Origin of the sequence: Streptomyces ruber, from assembly GCF_014648075.1 — a bacterium.
Classification (GTDB): domain Bacteria; phylum Actinomycetota; class Actinomycetes; order Streptomycetales; family Streptomycetaceae; genus Streptomyces; species Streptomyces ruber.
The window spans coordinates 165,703-188,504 of the sequence record NZ_BMQK01000014.1; the positions used below are offsets into that span (position 1 = coordinate 165,703).

Genomic DNA, 22,802 nt, shown 5'->3' on the forward strand with positions numbered 1-22,802 from the left:
CGGAGGGACGGTAAACCACCATGAGCAAGCCGCTGAAGCGGATCCACCTGGCCGCCCACTTCCCCGGCGTCAACAACACCACCGTGTGGAGCGACCCCGAGGCCGGCAGCCACATCGAGTTCGGCTCCTTCGCCCACTTCGCGCGCACCGCCGAACGCGCCAGGTTCGACTTCCTGTTCCTCGCCGAGGGGCTCAGGCTGCGCGAGCAGGGCGGGCGGATCTACGACCTGGACGTGGTCGGCCGCCCCGACACCTTCACCGTCCTGTCCGCGCTCGCCGCCGTCACCGAGCACCTCGGCCTGACCGGCACCATCAACTCCACCTTCAACGAGCCCTACGAGGTCGCCCGCCAGTTCGCCAGCCTCGACCACCTCTCCGGTGGACGCGCCGCCTGGAACGTCGTCACCTCCTGGGACGCGTTCACCGGCGAGAACTTCCGGCGCGGCGGCTTCCTCCCGCAGGAGGAGCGCTACTCCCGCGCCAAGGAGTTCCTCGCCACCGCCCACGAGCTCTTCGACTCCTGGCACGGCGACGAGATCGTGGCCGACCGGGTCACCGGCACCTTCCTGCGCGACGCGAAGGCGGGCGCCTTCGTGCACCACGGACGGCACTTCGACATCGAGGGACGGTTCAACGTCCCGCGCTCCCCGCAGGGCCGCCCCGTGATCTTCCAGGCGGGCGACTCCGACGAGGGCCGCGAGTTCGCCGCCTCCGGTGCCGACGCGATCTTCAGCCGGCACGCCACCCTGGAGGCGGGCCGGGCCTTCTACACGGACGTCAAGCGCCGGCTGGCCGCCTACGGCCGACGCCCCGACCAGCTCCTCATCCTGCCCGCCGCGACCTTCGTCCTCGGCGACACCGACGCCGAGGCGGAGGAGCTGGCCAAGGAGGTGCGCCGGCAGCAGGTCAGCGGCGCCACGGCCATCAAGCACCTGGAGTTCGTCTGGAACCGCGACCTCTCCTCGTACGACCCGGACGGCCCGCTGCCCGACATCGACCCCGACCTCGGCGAGCACCACATCGCCCGTGGCCGCGCCCAGGTGCGCATGTACCGGGACCCGCTGGCCACCGCCCGCGAGTGGCGGGAGCTCGCCGCGGCCAACGGCTGGTCCATCCGCGACCTCGTCATCGAGACCGGCAACCGGCAGAACTTCGTCGGCTCGGCGGCGACGATCGCGAGGACCATCGACGACCTCGTCCAGGCCGACGCCGCCGACGGGTTCATCCTCGTCCCGCACATCACCCCGGGCGGGCTCGACGCCTTCGCCGACCGGGTCGTCCCGCTGCTCCAGGAACGGGGCGTCTTCCGCACGGAGTACGAGGGCCCGACCCTCCGCGACCACCTGGGTCTCGCCCTCCCCCACTCCCGGCTTCGCTCGAGCGGGGAAACCTCCATGGACGACGCAGGGGGTGAGCGGACGGCGTCGTAGGGCTCGTCGCACACCGGCCCGGACGGCCGCCGGCCACTCAGCCGGCGGCCGTCCGGGCCGCGCGGCGGCCTCCGCCGGGTCGAGCACGGGAACGGCCGCCGGCAGGGCCCTGGTGTACGGGTCCCGCGGCGCGTCGTACACCGTGTCGGCCGGGCCCTCCTCCACGACGGCGTGGGGAGGTCGACGGTCAGCCCGTCGACCTCGATCAGCGCTGTCGCCGCCGTCGTCGGGCTTCACCTTCGGGCTGAACGCCAGGTGGCTGGTGTAGCCGAAGTGCCCGACGCCGACACGGGACCTGAGGCTGTCGTCCGAGCCGATCTGCGCGAGCCCGGCGGGACCGAGGTTCGTGTCGGTCGTGATGGCCGCCGCGTCGTCCCCCGAACTGGTCGACAGACGCTGGTTGATAACCGCCGGGCCGAGTCCGGAGCGCACGTCGATGGTGTCGGGGCAGGCCTTGCGCTGGTCGTCGGTCTCCTCCGACCAGTGCTCGTTGCGCTCCAGTTGCAGCCGCTCACCGTCGTTGGTGTTCTCGACGGCCTTGTCCGGCCCGGAGGAGACCGGGTGCTCCTCGTACCCGGTGCCGGTGTCCTCGTCCTTGGGCACGGGTGCGAACCGGGTCTGCGTCGCCAGACAGTCGCCAGACAGGGGAAGCCGCCGACGGGCTTCTTCAGCCTGAAGACGATGGTCTTGTCGTCCGGCCGCGCGAAGGCGGTCCGCTTCACGACGCTCGACGCGATCTGCCGCACGCCCGGCTGCCAGCCCGACGTGCTGCGCTGGGTGCCCGACGAGGACACGGACGAAGGGCCCCGCCGACTGGCGTCCCGGCCCTGGAGGTCGTGGGCAACTGGTGGCCCCACCACGACCCGGCCGGCCGGCTCCCCGCGCGCCTGGAGGACTTCCTGGACGCCGGACCCCGGCCCGTCCTCGTCGGCTTCGGGAGCATGGCGGGCGGCGACGGGGAACGGCTGAGCGAGATCGCCGTACGGGCGCTGCGCCGCGCCGGGCTGCGCGGCATCCTCCAGACGGGCAGCGCGGGACTGGCCGCCGAGGGCGACGACGTGCTCACCGTCGGGGACGTCCCGCACGCCCTGCTGTTCCCGCGGCTGGCCGCGGTGGTGCACCACGCGGGCGCCGGTACGTCGGCCGCCGCGCTGCGCGCCGGGGTGCCCGCGGTCACCGTGCCGGTCACCGCCGACCAGCCGTTCTGGGCGGGACGGCTCGCCGCCCTCGGTGCCGCGGCCGGACCGCTCCCCTTCCGGTCCCTCACCGCCGGACGGCTCGCCGACGCGCTCGGCCGCGTGGTGAGGCAGCGGACGTACACCCAAGCCGCCGCAGGAGCGGCGCGCCGCATGGCGGCCGAGGACGGGGCGGGCCGCGTGCTCGAAGCCGTCGAGCGGCTCGCCGAGGGATGAGCGATCGGGGCAGTCCACCCTGCTCACCGGTGTGTGAGGGCCCGGAGAGCGGATAAACGCGGGGAATGAGCAGCTTTCCGGAGAGGAGCATGCCGGGGGAGAGCGGGTTCCCGCCCCCGGCCGTGCGGCGCAGTGCGCCGGCGCCCGCGGCGTCGGCCACGGGTATGACACCGATGCAGCCCAGGCGGGACGGCGAGGGCAGCCTGGCCGCGGTGGTGGAGACCCTGCTGGACAAGGGACTCGTCCTCAACGCCGACATCATGGTCTCCGTGGCCGGGGTGGAACTGCTGGGCATCCGCCTGCGTGCGGCACTGGCCTCCTTCGAGACGGCTGCGCGCTACGGCCTGGAGTTCCCGTCGGGCACGGACACCGAGACCGCCGCCTGGCGGGAGGCGCGCGAGGAGAAGGAGACCTGCCCGGAGTGCGGCAAGCGCGCTCCCGTCGACCAACTGCTGAACCAGTGGTGCCCCTGGTGCGGCTGGCGCAGCGCACAGTCCCGGCTGGAGCGGGGCGTCACCGAGCAGACCCCCGCCGCCGTCACCACAAGCCGGGACGACTCCGCCGCCGGGGAGCGCGCGGACGCGGAAGCGGAGGAGAGCGCGGAGGAGAGCGCGGCGGAGCGGACCGAGGCGGAGGCCGGGGTGCGGACCGGGGACGGAGGCGGTTCGGCATGACGGACGGCCGGCCACCGATGCGGCCCACCCGGGACCCCCGGGTGACCCTGGACGACCTGGTGGAGGTCCTCCTGAACAAGGGCGCCGTCCTGCACCTGGACCTCATCGTCGCCGTGGCCGACATCCCGCTGATCGGTGTCAGCATCCGCGCGGCCATCGCCGGGATGGAGACGATGCTGGAGTACGGCATGATGCGCGACTGGGACGAGGCCACCCGCGCCTGGGCCGAGCGGTCCGCCGTCCGCCGCGCCATCGACCTGCGGGACGGCGAGGGCGTCGTCTGCCGCATGAGCGGCGGCCACCTGCTGACCGAGGGCATCTACACCGGGTGGCGGCCCGGCACCGTCTACCTGACCGACCAGCGCCTGGTCGTCCTGCGCGACGAGCCACGGGAGATCCTGTGGCAGACCGAGCTGGGCGCCGTCCGCGCCGTACGGCTCGAGCCCGAGCGCACGGTGGGCGGCGAGGAGCGGCTGCGGCTGCGGCTGGCGCTGACCGACGGCCGGGAGGAGCGCCTCTCGGCCCGGGAGCCCGGGAAACTGCGCGACCTGCTCACCGACGCGTGCGCCGGCCGTCTCGACGGGGCCTTCCTGTTCGCGCCCACGCCCGAGGAGGAGACCCTGGCCGAGGGGCACCTGTGGTACCACGAGCCGCGCCGCGGCGGTCCGCTGTGGCGCGGCGGACAGGGACGGCTGACCGCCGACACCCTGACGTGGAAGTCTCCCGTGGACGCCCGGCCCGCCCTGGTCCTGTCCCGGGCGGACATCACCGGCCTGCGGCGGCTGGACGAGCGCGGTCCCGCCGGGACCGGCGGGGTCCTCGCCCTGGAGACGACGGCCCGCGGCGAGGTGCGGCTGGCCGCCGACGACCCGGAGGCGTGGGCGGCGTGGCTGACCCCCGGCCGTCCCGTGGCGGTGACCGGATGAGTGACCGAGTACAGCAGCAGGAGGGGTGAGGACCCATGTCTTTGACCGTCGACGAGAAGAGCCTCAAGCACGGAGTGCTCTCTCTGGTGGTCACCCTGGTCGAAGTGATCCAGGAAGCACTCGAACGCCAGGCCGTGCGCCGCATGAACGGCGGCGACCTGACCCTGGAGGAGATGGAACGCCTGGCGGACGCCCTGCTGGAACTGGACGAGGCGATGGAACAGATCAAGGACGACCACGGCATCACGTCCTCCGTGGCCGATCTGCACCGCGGTCTCGACGAGGTGGTCGACGACGTCGTGGACAAGCTGATCAATCCGAGGCGCTGGGCGGAGGAGGCACGCGGATGACCGAGCAGACCGCGCTGTACGTGTACGCGCTGGTCCGCCACCGGCCGGGGGCCGCCGACGGCGTCACCGGCCTCGACGACCGTCCCCTCCGGCTGGTGCCGGTGCCCGGCACCGACGTCGCCGCGCTGGTCCACGACGCGTCGCCGAAGCCCTTCGAGGGCGCCGACGACCAGGTGCGCCGCTGGGTGGAACAGCAGAGCCGGGCGGTGACCACCGTGTGGGAACGCACCGGCGGCGTCCTGCCGATGACGTTCAACGTCCTGGTCGCCGACGAGGAGCCGGCGCAGGACCCGGCCGGCGGCGGACGGCGGGCCGAACAGCGCCTGACGGACTGGCTCACCGGGCGGGCGGCGGAGATCACCGAGCGGCTGGACGCACTGACCGGCCGGTGTGAACTCAGGGTGGAGATCACCGTGGACCGCACGGCGGTCACCGCGCGGGAGACGCGGACGGACCCGCGGGCGGCGCAACTCGCCGGCCGGTCCGCCGGAATGCGCCGGCTGCTGGCCCGGCAGCAGGAGCAGGACGTGCGGAACGCGGCCGGGCAGCTCGCCGACACCCTGCACGCCGAGGCCCGGCACCGGCTGCTGTCCGTCGCGGAGGACTTCCGCGACCGGGGCCGCGCGCACCGTGCCCCGGACGAGACGGACGTCCTGTCCGCCGCCCTCCTCGTCCGGAAGGAGGACATCGACACCGTCGGCACCGTGCTGAGCGAGCTCCGGGCCCGCCACCCCGCCGTCCGCATCCGCTTCCTCGGCCCCTGGCCCCCGTACTCCTTCACCGAGGACGGCCTCGGGATGCGGGAGCGGGACGGGACGGCCGAGGCCGTCGGCGGGGGGACGCGGCCGCACCCGCCCGGCGTCTGAGTCACTTCGTGCCGCCGCGTCCCTGGAGGTGCAGCGACCGCAGGGCCGCCTCCAGGGCGAAACGGCGGTCGGGGTCGGCGAGACGGTCGCCGAGGCGGGCGTCCAGACTGCGCAGGCGGTAGCGGACCGTCTGCGCGTGCACGCCGAGCATCTCGCCGACCTGCTCGGCGGGCGCCCGGGTCGACACGTGGACGCGCAGCGTCTCGACGAGCCGGTCGCGCCGGCTCGGGGGCAGCCCGTCGAGCGGAGCCAGCTCCCGGGCCGCCAGATGGGACACGAGGGGCGGATCGGAGAGCAGCCACAGCGTCGCCAGATGGTCCTCGCAGGCGGTCAGCGGCGTCTCGGCCACCACCCCCTCGTCGACGAGTTGGAGCAGACGGCGCGCCCACCGGAAGGAGTCGGCCGCCTGGGTCGGCGGCACGGTCAGGCCCAGCACGGCGGGGGTGCCGGCCAGGGCCGTGCCCAGCATCGCCAGGCGCCCCGGGGTGAGGCCTCCCGGCACGAGCAGCAGCGGCTGCGGGCCCACGAGGTCGGCGAGGACGTCCGGGGCCAGGCCCGCCTCGATCCGGGCGGGCGCCGGCGGACGGAGGACGACGGGGACGCACTCCTCCGGCGGCTGCCAGGCGGCCGCCTCGCACAGCCGGGAGACGGCCGCCCGGGACGGCCGCGGCGTGGCCAGGAGCAGGTGGAGCAACTGTCTTCGCAGCGCCGGGACCTCGGACGAGGCGCGGGCCCGCACCTCCGCGTAACCCTCGCGGGAGAGCGCCTCCAGCTCCTCGACGTAGGCGAAGAGGGCGTCGGCGAAGGCGAGGACGAGGGTGGGGGAGAGGCGGTACCGCCGTCCCACGATCCTGGCACGGCGCAGCGCGACCCGGGCGCCGAGCCGGTAGGCACCCTGGAGCGTGTCCAGGTCGCGGCCCTCGTACGCCTCGACCCGGCCGAACCTGCGCAGCGCCTCGTCGCGCAGCGCCGAACTCGTGCCGGGGTCGGCGACGCGGTCCACGAAGGCGGCCAGGGCCCGCTCGACGCCCTGGTGGATGGCGTCCGCGTCGGGACCGTCGAGCAGGCGGCCGTACACGGGGTAGGCCCGGGTGACCTCCGTCCCGATCTCCCTGACCAGGTCGGGGAGTTCCGGCCGGATGAGGGCCGCGAACTCCCTGGGGAGGGGGTCGAGGGGTTCACCGGCCTCCGGCGTCGTCCGTGCGGTGGAAGGCATGAGTGGTCCCTCGCTCTCCGGCCGGCCCGTCACGTGCTCGCCTGTCCGAGAACCTGAAGGTAAGTCAACTTCCGCCCCGCGTACACCACCTGAGCGGCTATTGGTGTCGGCGGGAGCGGTCGCCTCACCTGACGGCCGAGTGCCAGTTCTCCGCGACGATCCGGCCGGCGTCGGGGGCGACGGTGCCGGGCGCCGTCAGGCCGGTGAGGTGGGTCCGGGTGTCGTCGAGCGTGAGGCTGTTGTTCCCGGCGGCGGAGGGCAGCCCGGTCTTCAGGTTGACCGCCGCGTTGATCAGGCCGACGTTCAGGCCGCAGCCCGTGGCCCCTGGGACCGCGAAGGTGCTGTCGCTCTGGGTGGCGCCGGTGAGGTCGATCCGGCTCATCTCACCGGCCTCGTCGGGGGTGCCGTCGCCCCGGAAGAAGCTCATCCCGAACTCGGGGAGGTTCAGGTTCTCCGGGCGCAGCACGATGGGGGAGGCCTTGGACCCGATGTAGCAGTGGTCGCCCAGGAGCGGGTTCTCCAGGTGGATGCGGACCGGGAGGGCGACGATCGGCAGGTCCGTGAGGACGCCCGCGGTCTGGTCGAAGGCGTAGGGCGCGCCGACGGACTCCATGGTGGCGGTGATCTTGTTGAGGGCGGAGCCTTCGAGGGTCCGGCAGAGGGACGTGATCACCGGTATGTCGCTCGGGCACATCAGGCCGAGCAGGCCGCCGGGCACGGTGGCGGGGTCGGCGACGAGCGCGCCGCCGGGCGGGGCGACGACGCTGCTGGTGCCGTCCGCGTTCTGCACGACGCCGATCTGCAGGTCGGTCCGTCCCGTGGCCACGGTGGTGTCGCCCAGCTTGACGGAGCCGCCGGCGGAGGTGGAGACCACGCACTGCGGGGTCCTGGCGAGACCGTCGGCGGCCCGCATCGCCGCGGAGTCCACGGGACAGCGGGTGAAGGGGGCCCACTCGCCGTTCAGGGCGGGGCCGGCGGCGGTCGCCGTGCCCATGGAGGCGAAGGCGCCGAGCGCGGTCAGGGCGGAGACCGTGGCGAGTCCGGTCCGGGGGGCGAACAGTCGCATGTCGGTGGCCTTTCGTGGCGGAGGGGCGCAGGGGAGGAGTGGCGGAGTGGCGCGGGGAGAGAAGGCGGAACGGTTCAGCGTTCGGGCCGGGGGACCACGGCGGGCTGGAGGTCCTCGGTGCACTGCGGCGCGTTGAACTCGTCCCCGAACACCGGGTTGGCGATCGAGCACGTCTGGCCCTGGATCTGCTTGACGTGGTTGCCGGGCCCGGAGACGGAGGCGGTGAGGAGACGGTCGAGGTTCTCGCCGTCGGCGGTGCCGCAGCCGGTGAAGGCCGGGACGGTCACCTCGCCGGTCAGCGTGCCGCCGGACAGGAGCAGGTAACCGGTGGCCGGCAGGCCGAGTTCCTGCTCGCCCCGGCCGTACAGCACCAGGTGGTCACCGGGGTGGGCCGCGGGATCGGGCTCGGGAGAGGTGAGGGGCGACGTGGTCCTGCATCCGGGTGCCACGGCCAGGGGAGTGCCGTTGACCTCCAGGGCGGTCACCCGGAGGAGCAGCGGGGCGCGGACATAGGTGTCCGTCGTCGTCCGGAGGTCGGTCAGGCGCATCCTGATGCGGGCGTCGATCGTGACAGGACCCGTCTGCTCCAGCACCATGGTGGCCTTCACGGGGACGAAGTCGAAGGTCAAAAAGGTGCTCTCGAAGGGGGGCGTCCTCCTGCGTCCCTCGTGGTGGAGGTCGGCCCGGGACGCGGTGTCGAAGACGAGGTGGTCCGGGTCGGGCGGGCCGTCCACGGGGTTCCCCTGCTCGATCAGCATGCAGAACGCAGGCTGGAGCGAGGCGCCCTTCAGCTTGTTCACGTTGGTGTGACCGGTGACGTAGGCGTTCAGCGACGACGGAGTGGACGGGTGCTCGTCGTCGTAGCGGCACGGTGGTGCGTCGCGGTCCGCGGCGGCCGTGCCGCCGGGCGGGTCCCCTTCCCCCCGCGGCGCCCGGTCGCCCTGGTGCTCCGCCGGGCCCTCCGGCTCCTGCGGCCCGTCCTGCGACCCGTCCCGCGGACCGTCCGGCGGCCCGGCGGACGGGGCGGGGGAACCGGGCGAGGCGTCCGGCGAGGACGGTGCGCCGCCCGGCGCCGGCGTTCCCGGCCCGACCGGCACGGTGACCAGCGGCTGGAGGGCCGGGGGGTCTCCGTCGGGGGCACAGTCCACGGTGAGCGGGCCGGGGCCGGCGGGAGTGCCGTCCGCGGTGCCGAGCGCCAGGTCGACGGCGAGCGCCCCGGCCGAGAACGTCAGGTCGCCGTCGCCCCGGCCGGTCACCGAGGGGACGTCCCCCATGGTCGTCAGCGTCAGCGGACCGGACTCCGGCAGGGCGACCGGCTCCGCCGTGCCGCGCCAGGTCGCCTCCGCGGCGGCCTCGTTCCGGGTGACGCCGACCGTGAGCCGGGTGGCGGCCCGCGCGGTGGTGGCACCGGCCGCGGTGAGGTCGGCGACCGCCTCGGCCGGCAGCACCACGGTGGTGGTGACGTCGGTGGGCGTGAAGGCCTCGCCCGCCGCCGCCCGGTCGGGGAACGTCGCCGAGACCCGTACCGCCGCGGGCCGCTGCCCCGACGGGAACGTGCAGGTGTAGGGGAGTTCGGCGGCCACCTCCTGGGTGCCGGCGGCGGAGGCCGCGGCCGGCGCCATGGCGGCGAGCACGACGAACGCGGCGATCGCCGCGCCTCTGGCGCGGACACGGGGCGGCCGCGGCGCGGCTCGTCGGTCTCTCATACGGCTCCGCTCCGGACGTCGGGGGACCGGCGCCGACGGGGCGCGGCGCCGGTGGCGGCGTCCGCCCGGCCGGTGCCGGTGGCCGGGCGGACGCGGGCGGGCGGCGCCTTACGGGTTGGAGCCGACGATCGTGGGGACGGTGCTCGTGCCCGCCACCTTGACGGCGTAGTTGCCCCGGAAGGTGGGCCTGGTGGCGGTCGTGACCACCGTGCCGCAGTTGACCGGGGCGGGACTGGAGCTGACGGCCAGGTCACCGGCGACACTGTTGACCGCCAGTACGCCGGTCGCGTTGGTGTAGGTGGCCGATGCCTTGCCCGTCACCGTGAACCGGCAGGCGCCGGCGGTCACGTCGGCCTTGACATTGCCGACGTATCCCCTGGTGACGCCGGTCGAGGCGGTGTAGTCCTGCGCGACGACCGTCCACGGGGTGACCGACACGGTGGTGACGTTGCCGAGCACACTGGTACACGGCGAGGCACTCGTGCCGAAGGTCATGGTGTTGATGTGGGCGACCGTCGCGGGGTTGCCGGTGGCGCTCTGCATGGTGCCCGACGCGCCCGAGGTGGTGCAGGTCATCGGGATGGTGGCGGTGAGCACGATGTTGCTGGCGTTCGTGGCGGTGAAGGAGGCCGGTGACGGGGTGACGGTCCACACCGTGGAGGGCACCGCGGAGGCGGGGCCGACGGTGAGCCCGAACGCGGCCGCGGCCGCACCCGCGACGACACCGATCCTTCTCGTGGTTCTCTGCATGACTCCGGGACCTTCCTTCAGGGTGGGCCGGCGAAGACTTCGCGGCGGCCAGGAAATGCCGAGCCGGGCCATGACGTTACTTGCGGGAAACTTAGGCGAACAACGCCGCCGTCCATGATTCTTTGAAAAGCGACGGCAACTGTTTCCGGGGTGAGCGGTCCGCGCATTCCCTTAGTCACCCGCTGCTAATGTCGACCTTTCCGGCCGGTGCGGCGGCATGCTCACCGGATGACAGATCCGGGGACGCGCATTGTCTGCGCGGTGACAAGGTGCCGATGGCCCGGGGCGGCCTCCCGGGAAACTCGGGATTACGGTATTGCCCGCCCAGGTTACTCAGTCGTAACGTGCCGGAGTGGCGCGGCGGAAAAGGCGGCCACGTGCCGGAAAGGCAAGGCGATCCGCGTCCGCTGGAGGTGATATGGGAATCGAAGTGGTGGTCGAGGGCCTGACCAAGTCCTTCGGTGAGCAGCGCATCTGGCAGGACGTGACACTCACCCTTCCCGCCGGAGAGGTGAGCGTCATGCTCGGCCCGTCCGGCACCGGGAAGACCGTGTTCCTGAAGTCGCTCATAGGGCTGCTGAAACCCGAGGAGGGCCGTGTCCTCATCGACGGGGTGGACATGGTGAACAGCCCCGAACGGGACATCTACGAGACCCGGAAGCTCTTCGGGCTCATGTTCCAGGACGGCGCCCTCTTCGGGTCCATGTCCCTCTACGACAACATCGCCTTCCCCCTGCGCGAGCACACCCGCAAGAAGGAGTCCGAGATCCGCCGCATCGTCATGGAGCGGATCGAGGTCGTCGGCCTCCTGGGCGCCGAGGGCAAGCTGCCGGGGGAGATCAGCGGCGGTATGCGCAAGCGGGCCGGCCTGGCCCGGGCCCTGGTGCTCGACCCGCAGATCATCCTCTGCGACGAACCGGACTCCGGGCTCGACCCCGTCCGCACCGCCTACCTCTCCCAGTTGCTGATCGACCTCAACGCGCGAATCGACGCGACGATGCTGATCGTCACCCACAACCTCGACATCGCCGCCACCGTGCCCGACAACATGGGGATGCTGTTCCGCCGCGAACTCGTCACCTTCGGCCCGCGCGAGGTGCTGCTCACCAGTGAGGAACCGGTCGTGGCCCAGTTCCTCGGCGGCCGGCGCGAGGGTCCGATCGGGATGTCGGAGGAGAAGGACGCGGCGACCCTGGCCGCCGAGGCCGCCGCTCCCCGGTCGGCCACGGAGCGGGGGCCCCGGGAGATCGTCCCGCAACTGGAGCCCTCGCCCGGTCTCCCGGAGCGCCGCGCCGTCACCCGGCGCCGTCAGCGTGTCATGAACATGATCGACCAGGTGCCGCCCGCCGCGCGCTCCGCCATCCTCCGGACGTACGCGACGAGCGACTCGGCGCCCACCCTGCCGCTGCCGGGAACAGCGGGAAGCGGCACATGGTGACCGGCGTGCTCCGCCGGACCGGCCGGCTCTTCGCACTCGCCGCCGAGGTCGGCCGCGCGGCCTTCCGGAGACCCTTCCAGTTCCGCGAGTTCGTCGAGCAGTTCTGGTTCGTCGCCAGTGTCACGATCCTGCCCGCCGCCCTCGTATCGATCCCCTTCGGCGCCGTCATCGCCCTCCAGGTCGGCTCGCTGACCCGGCAGCTCGGCGCCCAGTCGTTCACCGGAGGCGCCAGCGTCCTCGCCGTCGTGCAACAGGCGAGCCCGCTCATCGTCGCCCTGCTGATCGCCGGCGCCGGCGGCTCCGCCATCTGCGCCGACCTCGGCTCCCGCAAGATCCGCGAGGAGCTCGACGCGATGGAGGTCATGGGCGTCTCGCCCGTGCAGCGCCTCGTCGTCCCCCGGGTCCTGGCCACCATGGGCGTGGCCGTCCTGCTCAACGGCCTGGTCTCCGTGGTCGGCACCCTCGGCGGCTACTTCTTCAACGTCGTGCTGCAGAACGGCACCCCCGGCGCCTACCTGTCCAGCTTCTCCGCCCTCGCCCAGCTCCCCGACCTCTACGTCGGCGAACTCAAGGCACTGGTCTTCGGGTTCATCGCCGGCATCGTCGCCGCCCACCGCGGCCTCGACCCGCGCGGCGGCCCCAAGGGAGTCGGCGACGCCGTCAACCAGTCCGTCGTCATCACCTTCCTCCTGCTCTTCTTCGTCAACATGGTGATGACGGCCGGCTACCTCCAGATCGTCCCGCCGAAGGGAGGCTGACGCCCGATGGCCTCCCCGCTCGCCTGGCTCGACCGCTCCGGCGACCAACTCCTCTTCTACGTCCGGGCCCTGCTGTGGATCCCGCGCACCCTGCGCCGCTACCTCAAGGAGGTGCAGCGGCTGCTCGCCGAGGTCGCCTTCGGCTCCGGCGGACTCGGCGTCATCGGCGGCACCGTCGGCGTGATGATCGCGATGACGCTCTTCACCGGGACCGTCGTCGGTCTCCAGGGCTACGCGGCCCTCGACCAGATCGGCACCGCCGCGTTCACCGGGTTCGTCTCCGCGTACTTCAACACTCGTGAGATAGCCCCGCTCGTCGCCGGGCTCGCCCTCTCCGCGACCGTCGGCGCCGGCTTCACCGCCCAGCTCGGCGCCATGCGCATCAACGAGGAGGTCGACGCGCTGGAGGGCATGGGCATCCGCTCCATGCCGTACCTGGTCACCACGCGCATCATCGCCGGGGTCGTCGCGATCGTCCCGCTGTACGCGATCGGGCTGCTCTCCTCCTACCTGGCCTCCCGTTACGTCACCGTCCTGTTCAACGGCCAGTCCCGGGGCACCTACGACCACTACTTCAACCTCTTCCTCTCGCCCACGGACGTCCTGCTCTCCGTGCTGAAGGTGCTGGTCTTCAGCGTGATGGTGATCCTGGCCCACTGCTACCACGGCTACCGCGCCACGGGCGGCCCCGCCGGGGTCGGCGTCGCCGTCGGCCGGTCCGTGCGCAACGCCATCGTGCTGATCACCGTCACCGACTTCTTCCTGTCGCTCGCCCTGTGGGGCGCGACCACGACCGTGAAGGTGGCGGGGTGAGATGAGACGCTCACGAGCGGCCGAGACGCTGCGCCGCCGGTCCGCCGGAGTGGCGTTCCTGCTGGTGCCCGCCCTCCTGGTGTGGCTGTCCGTCGCCGTCTACGACAAGCGGTTCACCGACTCCGACCCGGTCGTCGTGGAGACCGGCAGCGTCGGCAACGAGATGCACCTGGGCGCCGAGGTCAAACTGCGCGGCGTCGTCGTCGGCGAGGTCCGTGCCGTCGACGCCACCGGCGACGGCGCCCGGCTCACCCTCGCCATGAAGCCCGGCGCCCTGGCCGGCGTACCCGCCGACGTCCGCGCGCAGATGCTGCCCACCACGCTCTTCGGTGAACGGTACGTCGCCCTCGTACCTCCCGAGGACGCCTCCCCCCGGCCGCTGGCCGCCGGCGCGGTCATCCCCCAGGACCGCTCCGCGAACGCCGTCGAGTTGCAGCAGGTCCTCGACGACCTCCTGCCGATGCTCACCGCCGTCCAGCCGCAGAAGCTCTCCGCGACCCTGTCCGCCGTGTCGCGGGCGCTGGAGGGGCGCGGCGACCGGCTCGGCGACACCCTGGCCCGGCTCGACGCGCACCTGCGGGAGTTCAACCCCCACCTGCCCGCCCTCAACCGCGACCTGAAGGAGCTGGTGAAGGTCGGCCACCTCTACGCGGACACCGCCCCCGACATCATCACGGCGCTCACCGACCTCACCACCACCAGCGGCACCCTCGCCGAGCAGGAGGCCGAACTCGCCGCGACCCTGGGGTCCACCACCGGGACGGCCGAGGACCTGACCGCCTTCCTCCGGCAGCACAAGGACAACATCATCCGGCTGAGCGCGAGCGGCCGCCCCACTCTGGAACTGCTCGCCGAGTACTCCTCGTCCTTCCCCTGCACCCTGCGCACCCTCGCCGCGTTCGTGCCCGCCATGGACGAGGCGCTCGGCAAGGGCACCGGCCGGCCCGGCATCCACGTCGACGTCACCACCGTCCCCTCGCGCGGCGCCTACGTCCCCGGCCGCGACACCCCGGCGTACGACTCCGGCGGCGGCCCGCGCTGCTACCCCGTGCCCTACCTCGGCACGTCCGCCGCCCCCGCCGTACGGGCGTCCGCCGCGGCCGGCCAGGACCTCGGGCCCGCCAACTCGCCGCAGGAGAACGCCCTCGTCAACGAACTGCTCGCGCCCGCCGCGGGGAAGCGGCCCGGCGACCTGCCCGACTGGAGCAGCCTGCTGGCCGGCCCCGTGTACCGCGGCACGGAGGTGACCCTCGGATGACCGCTCCGGGCCCCGCCCACACCCCTGACACCGCCGGCGTCCCCGACGGACCCGGCACCGCTCACACCAGGCGCCGCCCGCTGACCGGACCGCTGCTCAAGTCCCTGGTCTTCGTCCTGGTCACCGCCCTCGCCACGGCCGTGCTCGGGCTCAGCGTCGCCGACACCGGCGTGGGCTCCGCGACCCGCACGTACAAGGCCCTGTTCACCGACGTCACCGGGCTCACCGACGGGGACGGCGTGCGGATCTCCGGGGTGAAGGTCGGCGAGGTGACCGACATCCGCGTCGTGGAGCGGCGCACCGCCCAGGTCACGTTCACCGTCCGGGAGGACCGCCGGCTGCCCCGGTCGGCCACCGCCGCCGTGAAGTACCTCGACATGGTCGGGCGGCGCTACGTCGCCCTCGGCCGCGGCAGCGGCGAGCCCGACGGCGCCCTCGCGGCCGGCGCCACCATCCCGCTGAGCCGCACCACGCCCGCGCTCGACCTGACCCTGCTGTTCAACGGCTTCAAACCGCTGTTCGAAGGGCTGTCCCCGAAGGACGTCAACGAACTCGCCGGGTCGATCGTGCAGGTTCTCCAGGGCGAGGGCGCAACCGTCGACAGCCTGCTGAGGCACGTCGGCTCGCTGAGCGAGACGGTCGCCGCCAAGGACGAGGTGATCGGCCAGGTCGTCGACAACCTCACCACCGTCCTCACCACCCTCAACGACCGCGAGGACCACTTCGACGACCTGGTCGTCACCCTCCAGGAACTCGTCACGGGCTTCGACGACGACCGCGAGCCCCTGGGCGAGGCCGTCGAGGCCATGGGCGACCTGACCACCGCCACCGCCGGCCTCCTGGAGGACGGGCGCGCACCCCTGAAGCGGGACATCCGCGAACTGGGCCGGCTCTCGGAGGGCCTCGGCGCCCACATCCCGCGGATCGAGGACTTCCTCGACCGGACCCCCGCAAAGATGACCGCCCTGGCCCGTCTGTCCTCCTACGGGTCGTGGTTCAACCTCTACCTCTGCGAGGCGCGCGTGAGCGGAGTGACCACCTCCGACGGCTCGAAGCCGCCGACCGGCATCGCGGTCACCGAACCGAGGTGCCGGGGATGAGAATGCTCAAGCCGGTGAAGCCGGCCGGGGAGCGCGGTCCGGTCGGCGTCGCGCTCGTCGGACTGCTCGCCCTGACCCTGCTCACCGTCCTCGCCCTGAACGCCGGGCGGATGCCTCTCGTCGGCGGCGGTACGTCCTACAGCGCCGACTTCTCCGAGGCGGCCGGCCTCGACGAGGGCGACGAGGTGCGTGTCGCCGGCGTCAAGGTCGGCGAGGTCACCTCGGTCACGCTCGACGGGGCCAAGGTGAGGGTCGCCTTCGAGGCCGGGGACGCCTGGATCGGGGACCGGACGACCGCCGCCATCGCCATCAGGACACTCCTCGGCGACAAGTACCTGGCGCTGGACCCGCTGGGCTCCGGCCGCCAGGACCCCGGCAGCCGCATCCCGCTGGCGCGGACCACCTCCCCGTACGACGTGACACAGGCCTTCCAGGATCTCAGCGGCACCGTCGACGCCCTCGACACGCAGGCGCTCGCGGAGAGCTTCGAGACCGTCTCCGACACCTTCGAGAACGCGCCGCCCCATGTGCGCGACGCCGCGGCCGGCCTGTCCGCGCTGTCGAGGTCGGTCTCCTCGCGCGACGCGGAGCTGACCGAACTGCTGCGGGACAGCGCCCGGTTCACCACGACCCTGGCGGACAGGAAGTCCAGCTTCGAGACCCTCATCGAGGACGGCGGCTCCCTGCTCGGCGAACTCCGGGACCGCCGCGACGCCATCCGCGCCCTGCTCCAGGGAAGCAGGGCGCTCGGCACCGAACTCGGCGGACTCGTCGAGGACAACGAGCGGCAGCTCGGCCCCACCCTCGAGGCCCTCGGCCGCGTCACCGGTGTCCTGGAGGACAACAGCACCCGGCTGGAGGAGACGCTCGCGCTGGTCGGCCCCTACTACCGCCTCGTCGGCAACACCCTGGGCAACGGCCGCTGGTTCGACAGCTACCTGTGCGGCGTCGTACCCCGTGACTACCTGCCCGCCCGGTCCCGGCCCGAGACCGGATGCCTGCCGCCGAAGCAGCCGACCGCCGACCAGGGGAGTGCGCGACGATGAGCGAAGGCAGAGGCAGAGGCCGGAAGATCCTCGTCGGCGCGCTCGCGCTCGCGGTGCTCGTCGCCGGCGGCCTGGCCACCGTACGGGTCGTCGCGCACGGCGGCACCCGCGTCACCGCCTGGTTCGACCGCGCCGTCGGCGTCCACGCCGGATCCGACCTGCGCGTCCTCGGGGTGCGGGTCGGCGAGGTGGAGTCGGTGCGGCCCCAGGGCACCACGGTGCGCGTGGAGCTCCGGCTGGACGACGGCGTACGCGTCCCCGAGGGCGCCCGGGCCGTCGTCGTCGCGCCCAGCGTCGTCGCCGACCGCTACGTCCAGCTCACCCCCGCCTACACCACCGGGCCCGCCCTCGCCGACGGCGCCGAGCTCCCCGCCGCGCGCAACCGCACCCCCGTCGAGATCGACCAGCTGTACGACTCGATCACCGAACTCGGCCGTGCCCTCGGCCCCGACGGCGCCAACGCGACGGGCGCCCTGTCGGACCTGCTGCGCACCGGTGCCGCCAACCTCGACGGCAACGGCGCCGCCATCGGCGACAGCATCGAACAGTTCGGCAAGGCGGCCAGGACGCTCGACGGCGGCAGCGACGACCTGTTCACCACCCTCGCCCGGCTCCAGACCTTCACCACCATGCTGAAGGAGCGGGACGCCGACGTGCGCACCGCGATGGAACGGCTGGACGAGGTGGTCGGATTCCTCGCCGACAACCGGGACGACCTCGCCGGCGCACTCGAAGAACTCGGCACGGCCCTCGGCCAGGTCAGGACCTTCGTCCGGGACAACCGGGCCGAGCTGACGAAGAACGTCGACCGGCTGGTCCCCCTCACCCGGGCCCTCGTCGACCAGCGTGCCTCGCTCGCCGAGGCACTGGACGTGGCACCGCTGGCCGCCGGCAACCTCGTGAACGCCTACGACCCCGACACCCGCACGCTCGACGGGCGCGCGAACCTCAACGAGATCAGCATGGGCGGACCGCTGCTGCCGCTGCCCGCGACGGGCGGTTCGGCCACCGGAGCGGGGGAGGAGCGGTGAGACGCGGCACGCGCACCACCGGGACGGCGGCGGGCCTCGCACTGGGCGGACTCCTCGCCCTGGGACTGGGCTTCACCCTGGCCCTCGGCGCGGTCTCCGGCACGCCGCCGCGTTTCGACGGCATCGAGGACCTGCCCCTGCCCGGCGGTGCCGACCTCGGCGCCCACCCCTACACCGTCACCGCGGAGTTCGACGACGTGCTCAGCCTGGTCCCGCAGTCCGCGGTGCGGGTCGACGACGTCGCCGTCGGCCGGGTCACCGGCATCGACCTCGGGCGCGACGCCTGGTCGGCCCGCGTCACCATGAAGATCAACGGCGGGGTGCGGCTGCCCGCCGACGCCACCGCCCGGATCGAACAGTCCGGCCTGCTCGGCGAGAAGTACGTGCAGCTCGTCGCCCCCGGCCGGGAGGACGGCGCCGGGGAGGACGGCGACGGCGCGGGGCGGCTGGCCGACGGCCAGGTCATCCCGGTCTCCCGCACCGGCCGCAACACCGAGGTCGAGGAGGTGTTCGGCGCGCTGTCCCTGCTCCTCAACGGCGGTGGTGTCAACCAGCTCAGGACCATCACCCGGGAACTCGACGCGGCGCTCGGCGGCCGCGAGTCCGAGGTCCGCTCCGCGCTGCAGCGGATCGACACCCTGGTGACCGACCTCGACGACCACCGCGGCGACATCACCGACGCCCTCGACGCCGTCAACCGGCTCTCCGCGACCCTCGCCACCCGCGAGGACGACGTCGGCACCGTCCTCACCGACCTCTCGCCCGGCCTGAGGACGCTGGAGGAGCAGCGCGGCGCACTGCTGACCATGCTGCGCTCCCTCGACACGCTCTCCGGCGTCGCCGTCTCCACCATCGACGCGAGCAAGGACGACATGATCGCCGACCTCCGGGCCCTCGCACCGCCCCTGAAGGCCCTCGCGGACGCGGGCGCCGACCTGCCCGACTCGCTCCAGGTGCTGCTGACGTACCCCTTCACCGACGAGGTGCTGCGCGGGGTCGAGGGCGACTACCTCAACGTGTACCTGGACATGGCCGCCGTGCCCGGCACCGAGGTGATCCCGCCGCTGGTGCCCCGGGACGCGGCCTCCCCGTCCGCGCCCCTGCCGCTGCCGACCGCCCCCGGCACCGGCGGTGAGAACGGATGATCACCCCCGCCGTACGGCTCAAGAACCTCGCCTTCCTCCTCGTCGCCGTCCTCGCCCTCGGCCACCTCGCCGTCCGCTACGCCGACCTCGGCCGGTACGTCGGCGTCGCCGGCCACTACACCGTCGACGTGACGCTGCCGCGCACCGGCGGTCTGTTCACCCACTCCGACGTCACCTACCGGGGCGTCTCCGTGGGACGGGTCGGCCCGATCGGCCTCACCGCCGACGGGGTCGTCGCCGAACTGCGCATCGAGAAGTCCGCCCCCCACATCCCCGCCGACACGAAGGCCGTGGTCGCCGGGCTGTCCGCGGTGGGCGAGCAGTACATCGACCTGCGGCCCGAGAGCGACGGCGGCCCCTACCTCACGGACGGCGCCCGGATCGAACAGGACGACACCCAGGTGCCCGCGCCCGTCACCGACGTCCTCACCAGCGCCCGCGACCTCGTCCGCTCCGTACCCCTGGAGGACCTGCGCACGGTCGTCGACGAGCTGGGCGAGGCGTTCGAGGGGCGCAGCGACGACCTCCAGGTGCTGCTCGACAGCGGCAGCTCCTTCGTCGAGGCGGCGGACCGCGCCCTGCCGTCCACCACCCGGCTCATCACCGACGGCGAGACCGTGCTGCGCACCCAGGCGGAGGAGGGGCGGGCCCTCCGCGGCTTCGCCGCCGGGGCGGCGGAACTGGCCCGCGCGCTCAAGGGCTCCGACGCCGACCTGCGCCGCCTCCTCGCCGTCACCCCCGAGGCCGCCACCCAGGTCAGCGGCGTCCTGCGGGACCTCGACCCGAGTCTCGGCGTCGTCCTCGCCAACCTGCTCACCACCTCCGAGATCGCCGTCACCCGGCAACGGGGCGTGGAGGAGCTGCTCGTGAAGTACCCGGCGGCCGTCGCCGCCGGTGCCACCGCCGTCGACGGAGGGAAGCTGAACCTCGGCATGGCCGTCACCTTCTTCAAGCCCCTGCCCTGCACCGACGGATACGGCGCGACCCGCTACCGCAACGGCCTCGACCTCGGGACCGCACCCCCGCTCAACACCGGCGCCTCCTGCACCGCCCCGGCCGGGAGCGGGACCAACGTACGCGGCTCGGCCAACGCCCCGAGGGGCGGCCCGGTGCCCGAACCGGCCCGGCCCGGCTCCCTGCCCCCGGACTCCCCGGGCCGTGGCGGGGCGCCGCGGAGCGAGGCCGCCGCACTGCCCGGAGCCCTCGCGCTGCCGGGGCAGGGCGGCGACGCACCGGCGGACCTCGCGGACCTGCTCGCCCCGGCCGCCGGGAGCACGCGGTGAGGCGGGCCCGCGTCCTCGCCGGGGCCGGGCTGGCGCTGGCGCTCGGCTTCTGCGGCACCGGGGCGTGGACGTACGCCCAGGCCCGCACCGACGACGCGCTCGCCCACGGCCGGATGCGCGACGAGGCGCTCGCCGACGGACGCGCGGGCATCGCCGTACTGACCACGCTCGACGCCTCCACCCGGCAGCGGGCGGCGGCGGGCGTCCGGGCCTGGCGCGCCGCGTCCACCGGCCCCCTGCGCGAGGAACTGGGCCGCACCGGACCCGGGGCGGGCGCCTCGGCGCGCGGCACCGTCACCGAGGCCGCCCTCACCGCGCTCGACCCGCGCACCGGCACGGCGAAACTCATCGCCACCGTCCGCGTCCAGGTCACGCCCGCACCCGGCGGAACGACGCGGCCGACCACGGACCGCAAGCGCCTGGAAGCCGTCCTGGCCCGTACGGGGGCGGGGGAGTGGAAGGTCAGGGCGCTGAGCGCGGTGCCCCTCGCGGGGGCGGCGGAGGCGGACGAGGAGGGGGCGCGCCGATGACGCGGCCGTTGCGCGGACCTGCCGAGGCCACGGAGGACACGCTTCCCGGGAGGGAAGCGCCGGACCCCGCCGGCACCGGCCGCCCGGCCGGCGGACGGCGGCGGGCCGTCCTCGCCGCCGCCACCGCCGGGGCACTGCTCCTGGCCGGCGGCTGGTTCCTCCACGCCGCCCACCAGCTGCGGACCACCCCGTCCGCGCAGAACCGCGCGCTCACCGACCCCCGGGCCACCACCCGCGTGGCCGGAGACATCGGCGACTCCCTCGCCCGGGCCTTCTCGTACACGCCGGGCGGCACGGAGGCCACCGAACGGTCCGCGGACACCGTGCTCGCGGGGCGGGCGGCCCGCCAGTACGACGAGCTCTTCGACCGGGTCCGCGACGACCTCGTCGGGCAGCGCGTCACCCTGAGCACCCGGGCCGTACGCACCGGAGTGATCGAACTCGACGGCGACAGCGCCCGCCTGCTCGTCTTCCTCGACCAGACCTCCCACCGCGACAAGGGCGGGACGACCGTCGCGGCGGCCCAGCTCACGGTGACGGCGCGACTGGAGGGGAACGAATGGCGCATCGTCGACATCACGGCCCGTTGAGCGGCCGAAGGACGGGGTGGAAGACGGGGTGCAAGACGGGGCGGAAGACGGGAGCACTGATGAAACGCCTGGTGAGCACCGTGTCCCTCGCTCTCACCCTCGCCCTCGTCGCGGGCGGCTTCGCGGCGTGGGCGGGCTGGGACTGGTACGACGCGGCCCACGACGACTCGGCCGCGTACGCCACGCAGCGGGACGAGGCGCTCGCGGCGGCGGAGCAGGCCGTCCAGAACCTCAACACGCTCGACCACCGCAGCGTCGACCGCGGTCTCGACCTGTGGGAGTCCTCGACCACCGGTGAACTCCACGACCAACTCGTCTCCGGGCGGGCGGAGTTCACGGAGCAGGTGAAGGAGGCGAGGACGGTCACCACGGCCCGGGTGCTGTCGGGCGCCGTCACCGAACTCGACGACCGCGCGGGCCGCGCCCGGGTGCTCGTCGCCCTGCGCGTCACCGTCGAGGCACCCGGGGACGCGCGCACCGACAAGGACAGCCGCATGCTCGGCGAACTCACCCGCACCGGGGGCCGCTGGAAGCTGAGCGCCCTCGGCCAGGCCCCCGTGGGCGGCACATCGGCCGGCTGACCCGCCCGCACCGAGAGGACGACGCACGATGCCGACGACCCGTCACCACATCAACCGCGAACGCCGCCGCCAGGAACGCGACTCCCGGCCCCGGGCCTCCGGGGCGGACCCGGCCGCCCCGACCGCACACGACGCAGCGGACGGTACGGACCGGCGGGCGGCCGGCAGCAGCGCAGGCGACGAGCACGAGCGCAGGCACGAGCGCGCCGGCGGCTCCGGCCGGCGTCCCCGGGCCGGCGTCCTGGCGCCGGCGCTCTGCCTGCTGACCCTCGCCCTCGGCGGTTTCGCGGGATGGGCGCACGCGAGGGCGGAGGGCCTCCGCGACGATCCCGCGCTGCACAACACCGCCCTGACCGACCTCGCCCGCACCAGTGAGATCAAGGGCCGGACGGACGAGGCCGTCGCCGCGCTCTTCTCCTACGACCACACCGATCCCGGGGCCCTGGAACGCGCCGCGGAGGACCTCCTCACGGGGAAGGCGGTCGACCAGCACCGCACCCTGCTCGCCGACGTCCGCGAGCGGGCCGGGGAGCGCAAGGCGGTGATCACCACGACGGTCACCGAGAGCGCGGTCGAGCGCATCGACGGCGACCGGGCCCGGGTCCTGGTCTACGCCGACCAGAGCAGTGCCGGCACGGCGGGGGAGCGGGAAGCGGGCGAAGGGACGTACGCCGGGGCCATGTTCGCCGTCGACGTCGTGCACCGCGACGGGCAGTGGCTCGTCTCGGGCATCGACACCTTCGGCCGCTGAGGCCGCTGAGGCCGCTGAGGCCGCTGAAGCCGGTGAGTCCGGTGCGTCCGGTGAGGACACATCCGTACCCGACGACGCGACA

22 protein-coding genes and 4 pseudogenes are annotated in these 22,802 nt (G+C 73.6%); 20 read left to right on the forward strand and 6 right to left on the reverse strand.

Annotation, left to right across the window (positions count from 1 at the left end; genetic code table 11):
• The first annotated feature begins 20 nt into the window (after nucleotides 1-20).
• Nucleotides 21-1,430 carry an NtaA/DmoA family FMN-dependent monooxygenase gene (locus IEZ04_RS25765; protein ID WP_229821277.1) on the forward strand — a complete coding sequence of 470 codons (1,410 nt, stop codon included), beginning with the start codon at nucleotides 21-23 and terminating at the stop codon, nucleotides 1,428-1,430.
• Nucleotides 1,431-1,484: 54 nt separating this feature from the next.
• Here the strand turns inward: IEZ04_RS25765 and IEZ04_RS36045 are convergent.
• Nucleotides 1,485-1,667, reverse strand: a pseudogene (locus tag IEZ04_RS36045) (ABC transporter ATP-binding protein); the annotation flags it as partial.
• A pseudogene (locus IEZ04_RS35155) lies at nucleotides 1,653-2,128 on the reverse strand (ABC transporter substrate-binding protein); the annotation flags it as partial. The pseudogenes IEZ04_RS35155 and IEZ04_RS36045, both read right to left, overlap by 15 nt.
• Between IEZ04_RS35155 and IEZ04_RS35160 the strand changes: the two are divergent.
• From IEZ04_RS35160 to IEZ04_RS25790, 6 genes and pseudogenes are all read left to right on the forward strand, one after another.
• Nucleotides 2,115-2,219 (forward strand): annotated as a pseudogene (locus IEZ04_RS35160) (helix-turn-helix domain-containing protein); the annotation flags it as partial. The pseudogenes IEZ04_RS35155 and IEZ04_RS35160 overlap by 14 nt on opposite strands.
• A 16-nt stretch (nucleotides 2,220-2,235) precedes the next feature.
• Nucleotides 2,236-2,842 (forward strand): annotated as a pseudogene (locus tag IEZ04_RS25770) (glycosyltransferase); the annotation flags it as partial.
• 173 nt (nucleotides 2,843-3,015) lie between these two features.
• Entirely contained in the window at nucleotides 3,016-3,516 is a 501-nt protein-coding gene (locus IEZ04_RS35845; protein ID WP_308429834.1) for a gas vesicle protein, read from the forward strand.
• Nucleotides 3,513-4,442 (forward strand): gas vesicle protein, encoded by a 930-nt coding sequence (locus IEZ04_RS25780; protein WP_229821278.1) that lies wholly within the window; start codon nucleotides 3,513-3,515, stop codon nucleotides 4,440-4,442. The genes IEZ04_RS35845 and IEZ04_RS25780 overlap by 4 nt, the downstream gene beginning before the upstream one ends.
• A gap of 35 nt (nucleotides 4,443-4,477) precedes the next feature.
• A complete protein-coding gene (locus tag IEZ04_RS25785) occupies nucleotides 4,478-4,792 on the forward strand; it encodes a gas vesicle protein K (RefSeq protein WP_189219336.1) in 315 nt (104 codons plus the stop codon).
• The gene (locus IEZ04_RS25790) at nucleotides 4,789-5,658 is read left to right on the forward strand and encodes a GvpL/GvpF family gas vesicle protein (RefSeq protein WP_189219337.1); all 870 of its coding nucleotides are present in this window, start codon (nucleotides 4,789-4,791) and stop codon (nucleotides 5,656-5,658) included. Before IEZ04_RS25785 ends, IEZ04_RS25790 begins: the two co-directional genes overlap by 4 nt.
• Nucleotide 5,659: 1 nt before the next feature.
• Here IEZ04_RS25790 and IEZ04_RS25795 read toward each other — a convergent pair whose 3' ends face one another.
• The 4 genes from IEZ04_RS25795 to IEZ04_RS25810 all read right to left on the reverse strand — a co-directional run bounded on the left by IEZ04_RS25795 (nucleotide 5,660) and on the right by IEZ04_RS25810 (nucleotide 10,396).
• A complete protein-coding gene (locus IEZ04_RS25795; RefSeq protein ID WP_189219338.1) occupies nucleotides 5,660-6,874 on the reverse strand; it encodes a PucR family transcriptional regulator in 1,215 nt (404 codons plus the stop codon).
• A gap of 124 nt (nucleotides 6,875-6,998) precedes the next feature.
• Complete coding sequence (locus IEZ04_RS25800; RefSeq protein ID WP_189219339.1) at nucleotides 6,999-7,940, reverse strand: hypothetical protein; 942 nt, start codon at nucleotides 7,938-7,940, stop codon at nucleotides 6,999-7,001.
• Between the two features lie 74 nt (nucleotides 7,941-8,014).
• Nucleotides 8,015-9,646: a DUF6801 domain-containing protein gene (locus tag IEZ04_RS25805; protein WP_189219340.1), complete on the reverse strand. Its 1,632-nt coding sequence runs from the start codon at nucleotides 9,644-9,646 to the stop codon at nucleotides 8,015-8,017.
• A gap of 108 nt (nucleotides 9,647-9,754) precedes the next feature.
• Nucleotides 9,755-10,396, reverse strand: coding sequence for a hypothetical protein (locus tag IEZ04_RS25810; protein WP_189219341.1), 642 nt, complete (start codon nucleotides 10,394-10,396; stop codon nucleotides 9,755-9,757).
• Nucleotides 10,397-10,814: 418 nt separating this feature from the next.
• Between IEZ04_RS25810 and IEZ04_RS25815 the strand changes: the two genes are divergently transcribed.
• Genes IEZ04_RS25815 through IEZ04_RS25875 form a run of 13 tightly spaced genes read left to right on the forward strand, consistent with a single transcriptional unit; the run spans nucleotide 10,815 to nucleotide 22,720 of the window.
• Nucleotides 10,815-11,834: an ABC transporter ATP-binding protein gene (locus IEZ04_RS25815; RefSeq protein ID WP_189219342.1), complete on the forward strand. Its 1,020-nt coding sequence runs from the start codon at nucleotides 10,815-10,817 to the stop codon at nucleotides 11,832-11,834.
• Entirely contained in the window at nucleotides 11,828-12,592 is a 765-nt protein-coding gene (locus IEZ04_RS25820) for an MlaE family ABC transporter permease (RefSeq protein ID WP_189219343.1), read from the forward strand. Before IEZ04_RS25815 ends, IEZ04_RS25820 begins: the two co-directional genes overlap by 7 nt.
• A gap of 6 nt (nucleotides 12,593-12,598) precedes the next feature.
• Entirely contained in the window at nucleotides 12,599-13,405 is an 807-nt protein-coding gene (locus IEZ04_RS25825; RefSeq protein ID WP_189219344.1) for an MlaE family ABC transporter permease, read from the forward strand.
• A gap of 1 nt (nucleotide 13,406) precedes the next feature.
• Entirely contained in the window at nucleotides 13,407-14,663 is a 1,257-nt protein-coding gene (locus tag IEZ04_RS25830) for an MCE family protein (protein WP_189219345.1), read from the forward strand.
• The gene (locus tag IEZ04_RS25835; protein WP_189219346.1) at nucleotides 14,660-15,763 is read left to right on the forward strand and encodes an MCE family protein; all 1,104 of its coding nucleotides are present in this window, start codon (nucleotides 14,660-14,662) and stop codon (nucleotides 15,761-15,763) included. Before IEZ04_RS25830 ends, IEZ04_RS25835 begins: the two co-directional genes overlap by 4 nt.
• A complete protein-coding gene (locus IEZ04_RS25840) occupies nucleotides 15,760-16,809 on the forward strand; it encodes an MCE family protein (protein ID WP_189219347.1) in 1,050 nt (349 codons plus the stop codon). The genes IEZ04_RS25835 and IEZ04_RS25840 overlap by 4 nt, the downstream gene beginning before the upstream one ends.
• Complete coding sequence (locus tag IEZ04_RS25845; protein WP_189219348.1) at nucleotides 16,806-17,840, forward strand: MCE family protein; 1,035 nt, start codon at nucleotides 16,806-16,808, stop codon at nucleotides 17,838-17,840. The genes IEZ04_RS25840 and IEZ04_RS25845 overlap by 4 nt, the downstream gene beginning before the upstream one ends.
• On the forward strand, nucleotides 17,837-18,985 hold the full coding sequence (locus tag IEZ04_RS25850; RefSeq protein ID WP_189219349.1) for an MCE family protein: 1,149 nt from the start codon (nucleotides 17,837-17,839) through the stop codon (nucleotides 18,983-18,985). The genes IEZ04_RS25845 and IEZ04_RS25850 overlap by 4 nt, the downstream gene beginning before the upstream one ends.
• Nucleotides 18,982-20,268, forward strand: a complete 1,287-nt coding sequence (locus IEZ04_RS25855) for an MCE family protein (protein ID WP_189219350.1) — start codon at nucleotides 18,982-18,984, stop codon at nucleotides 20,266-20,268. Before IEZ04_RS25850 ends, IEZ04_RS25855 begins: the two co-directional genes overlap by 4 nt.
• Nucleotides 20,265-20,798: a hypothetical protein gene (locus IEZ04_RS25860; protein WP_189219351.1), complete on the forward strand. Its 534-nt coding sequence runs from the start codon at nucleotides 20,265-20,267 to the stop codon at nucleotides 20,796-20,798. The genes IEZ04_RS25855 and IEZ04_RS25860 overlap by 4 nt, the downstream gene beginning before the upstream one ends.
• Nucleotides 20,795-21,388 (forward strand): hypothetical protein, encoded by a 594-nt coding sequence (locus IEZ04_RS25865; protein ID WP_229821279.1) that lies wholly within the window; start codon nucleotides 20,795-20,797, stop codon nucleotides 21,386-21,388. The genes IEZ04_RS25860 and IEZ04_RS25865 overlap by 4 nt, the downstream gene beginning before the upstream one ends.
• Before the next feature lie 59 nt (nucleotides 21,389-21,447).
• Complete coding sequence (locus IEZ04_RS25870; protein ID WP_189219353.1) at nucleotides 21,448-21,969, forward strand: Rv1363c family protein; 522 nt, start codon at nucleotides 21,448-21,450, stop codon at nucleotides 21,967-21,969.
• Nucleotides 21,970-21,997: 28 nt separating this feature from the next.
• Complete coding sequence (locus tag IEZ04_RS25875; protein WP_189219354.1) at nucleotides 21,998-22,720, forward strand: hypothetical protein; 723 nt, start codon at nucleotides 21,998-22,000, stop codon at nucleotides 22,718-22,720.
• Nucleotides 22,721-22,802 lie beyond the last annotated feature (82 nt).

Coding starts and splice junctions, on each gene's coding strand:
- IEZ04_RS25765 (WP_229821277.1), top strand. CDS start 21: ATGAGCAAGCCGCTGAAGCGGATCCACCTGGCCGCCCACTTCCCCGGC.
- IEZ04_RS35845 (WP_308429834.1), top strand. CDS start 3,016: ATGCAGCCCAGGCGGGACGGCGAGGGCAGCCTGGCCGCGGTGGTGGAG.
- IEZ04_RS25780 (WP_229821278.1), top strand. CDS start 3,513: ATGACGGACGGCCGGCCACCGATGCGGCCCACCCGGGACCCCCGGGTG.
- IEZ04_RS25785 (WP_189219336.1), top strand. CDS start 4,478: ATGTCTTTGACCGTCGACGAGAAGAGCCTCAAGCACGGAGTGCTCTCT.
- IEZ04_RS25790 (WP_189219337.1), top strand. CDS start 4,789: ATGACCGAGCAGACCGCGCTGTACGTGTACGCGCTGGTCCGCCACCGG.
- IEZ04_RS25795 (WP_189219338.1), bottom strand. CDS start 6,874: ATGCCTTCCACCGCACGGACGACGCCGGAGGCCGGTGAACCCCTCGAC.
- IEZ04_RS25800 (WP_189219339.1), bottom strand. CDS start 7,940: ATGCGACTGTTCGCCCCCCGGACCGGACTCGCCACGGTCTCCGCCCTG.
- IEZ04_RS25805 (WP_189219340.1), bottom strand. CDS start 9,646: ATGAGAGACCGACGAGCCGCGCCGCGGCCGCCCCGTGTCCGCGCCAGA.
- IEZ04_RS25810 (WP_189219341.1), bottom strand. CDS start 10,396: ATGCAGAGAACCACGAGAAGGATCGGTGTCGTCGCGGGTGCGGCCGCG.
- IEZ04_RS25815 (WP_189219342.1), top strand. CDS start 10,815: ATGGGAATCGAAGTGGTGGTCGAGGGCCTGACCAAGTCCTTCGGTGAG.
- IEZ04_RS25820 (WP_189219343.1), top strand. CDS start 11,828: ATGGTGACCGGCGTGCTCCGCCGGACCGGCCGGCTCTTCGCACTCGCC.
- IEZ04_RS25825 (WP_189219344.1), top strand. CDS start 12,599: ATGGCCTCCCCGCTCGCCTGGCTCGACCGCTCCGGCGACCAACTCCTC.
- IEZ04_RS25830 (WP_189219345.1), top strand. CDS start 13,407: ATGAGACGCTCACGAGCGGCCGAGACGCTGCGCCGCCGGTCCGCCGGA.
- IEZ04_RS25835 (WP_189219346.1), top strand. CDS start 14,660: ATGACCGCTCCGGGCCCCGCCCACACCCCTGACACCGCCGGCGTCCCC.
- IEZ04_RS25840 (WP_189219347.1), top strand. CDS start 15,760: ATGAGAATGCTCAAGCCGGTGAAGCCGGCCGGGGAGCGCGGTCCGGTC.
- IEZ04_RS25845 (WP_189219348.1), top strand. CDS start 16,806: ATGAGCGAAGGCAGAGGCAGAGGCCGGAAGATCCTCGTCGGCGCGCTC.
- IEZ04_RS25855 (WP_189219350.1), top strand. CDS start 18,982: ATGATCACCCCCGCCGTACGGCTCAAGAACCTCGCCTTCCTCCTCGTC.
- IEZ04_RS25865 (WP_229821279.1), top strand. CDS start 20,795: ATGACGCGGCCGTTGCGCGGACCTGCCGAGGCCACGGAGGACACGCTT.
- IEZ04_RS25870 (WP_189219353.1), top strand. CDS start 21,448: ATGAAACGCCTGGTGAGCACCGTGTCCCTCGCTCTCACCCTCGCCCTC.
- IEZ04_RS25875 (WP_189219354.1), top strand. CDS start 21,998: ATGCCGACGACCCGTCACCACATCAACCGCGAACGCCGCCGCCAGGAA.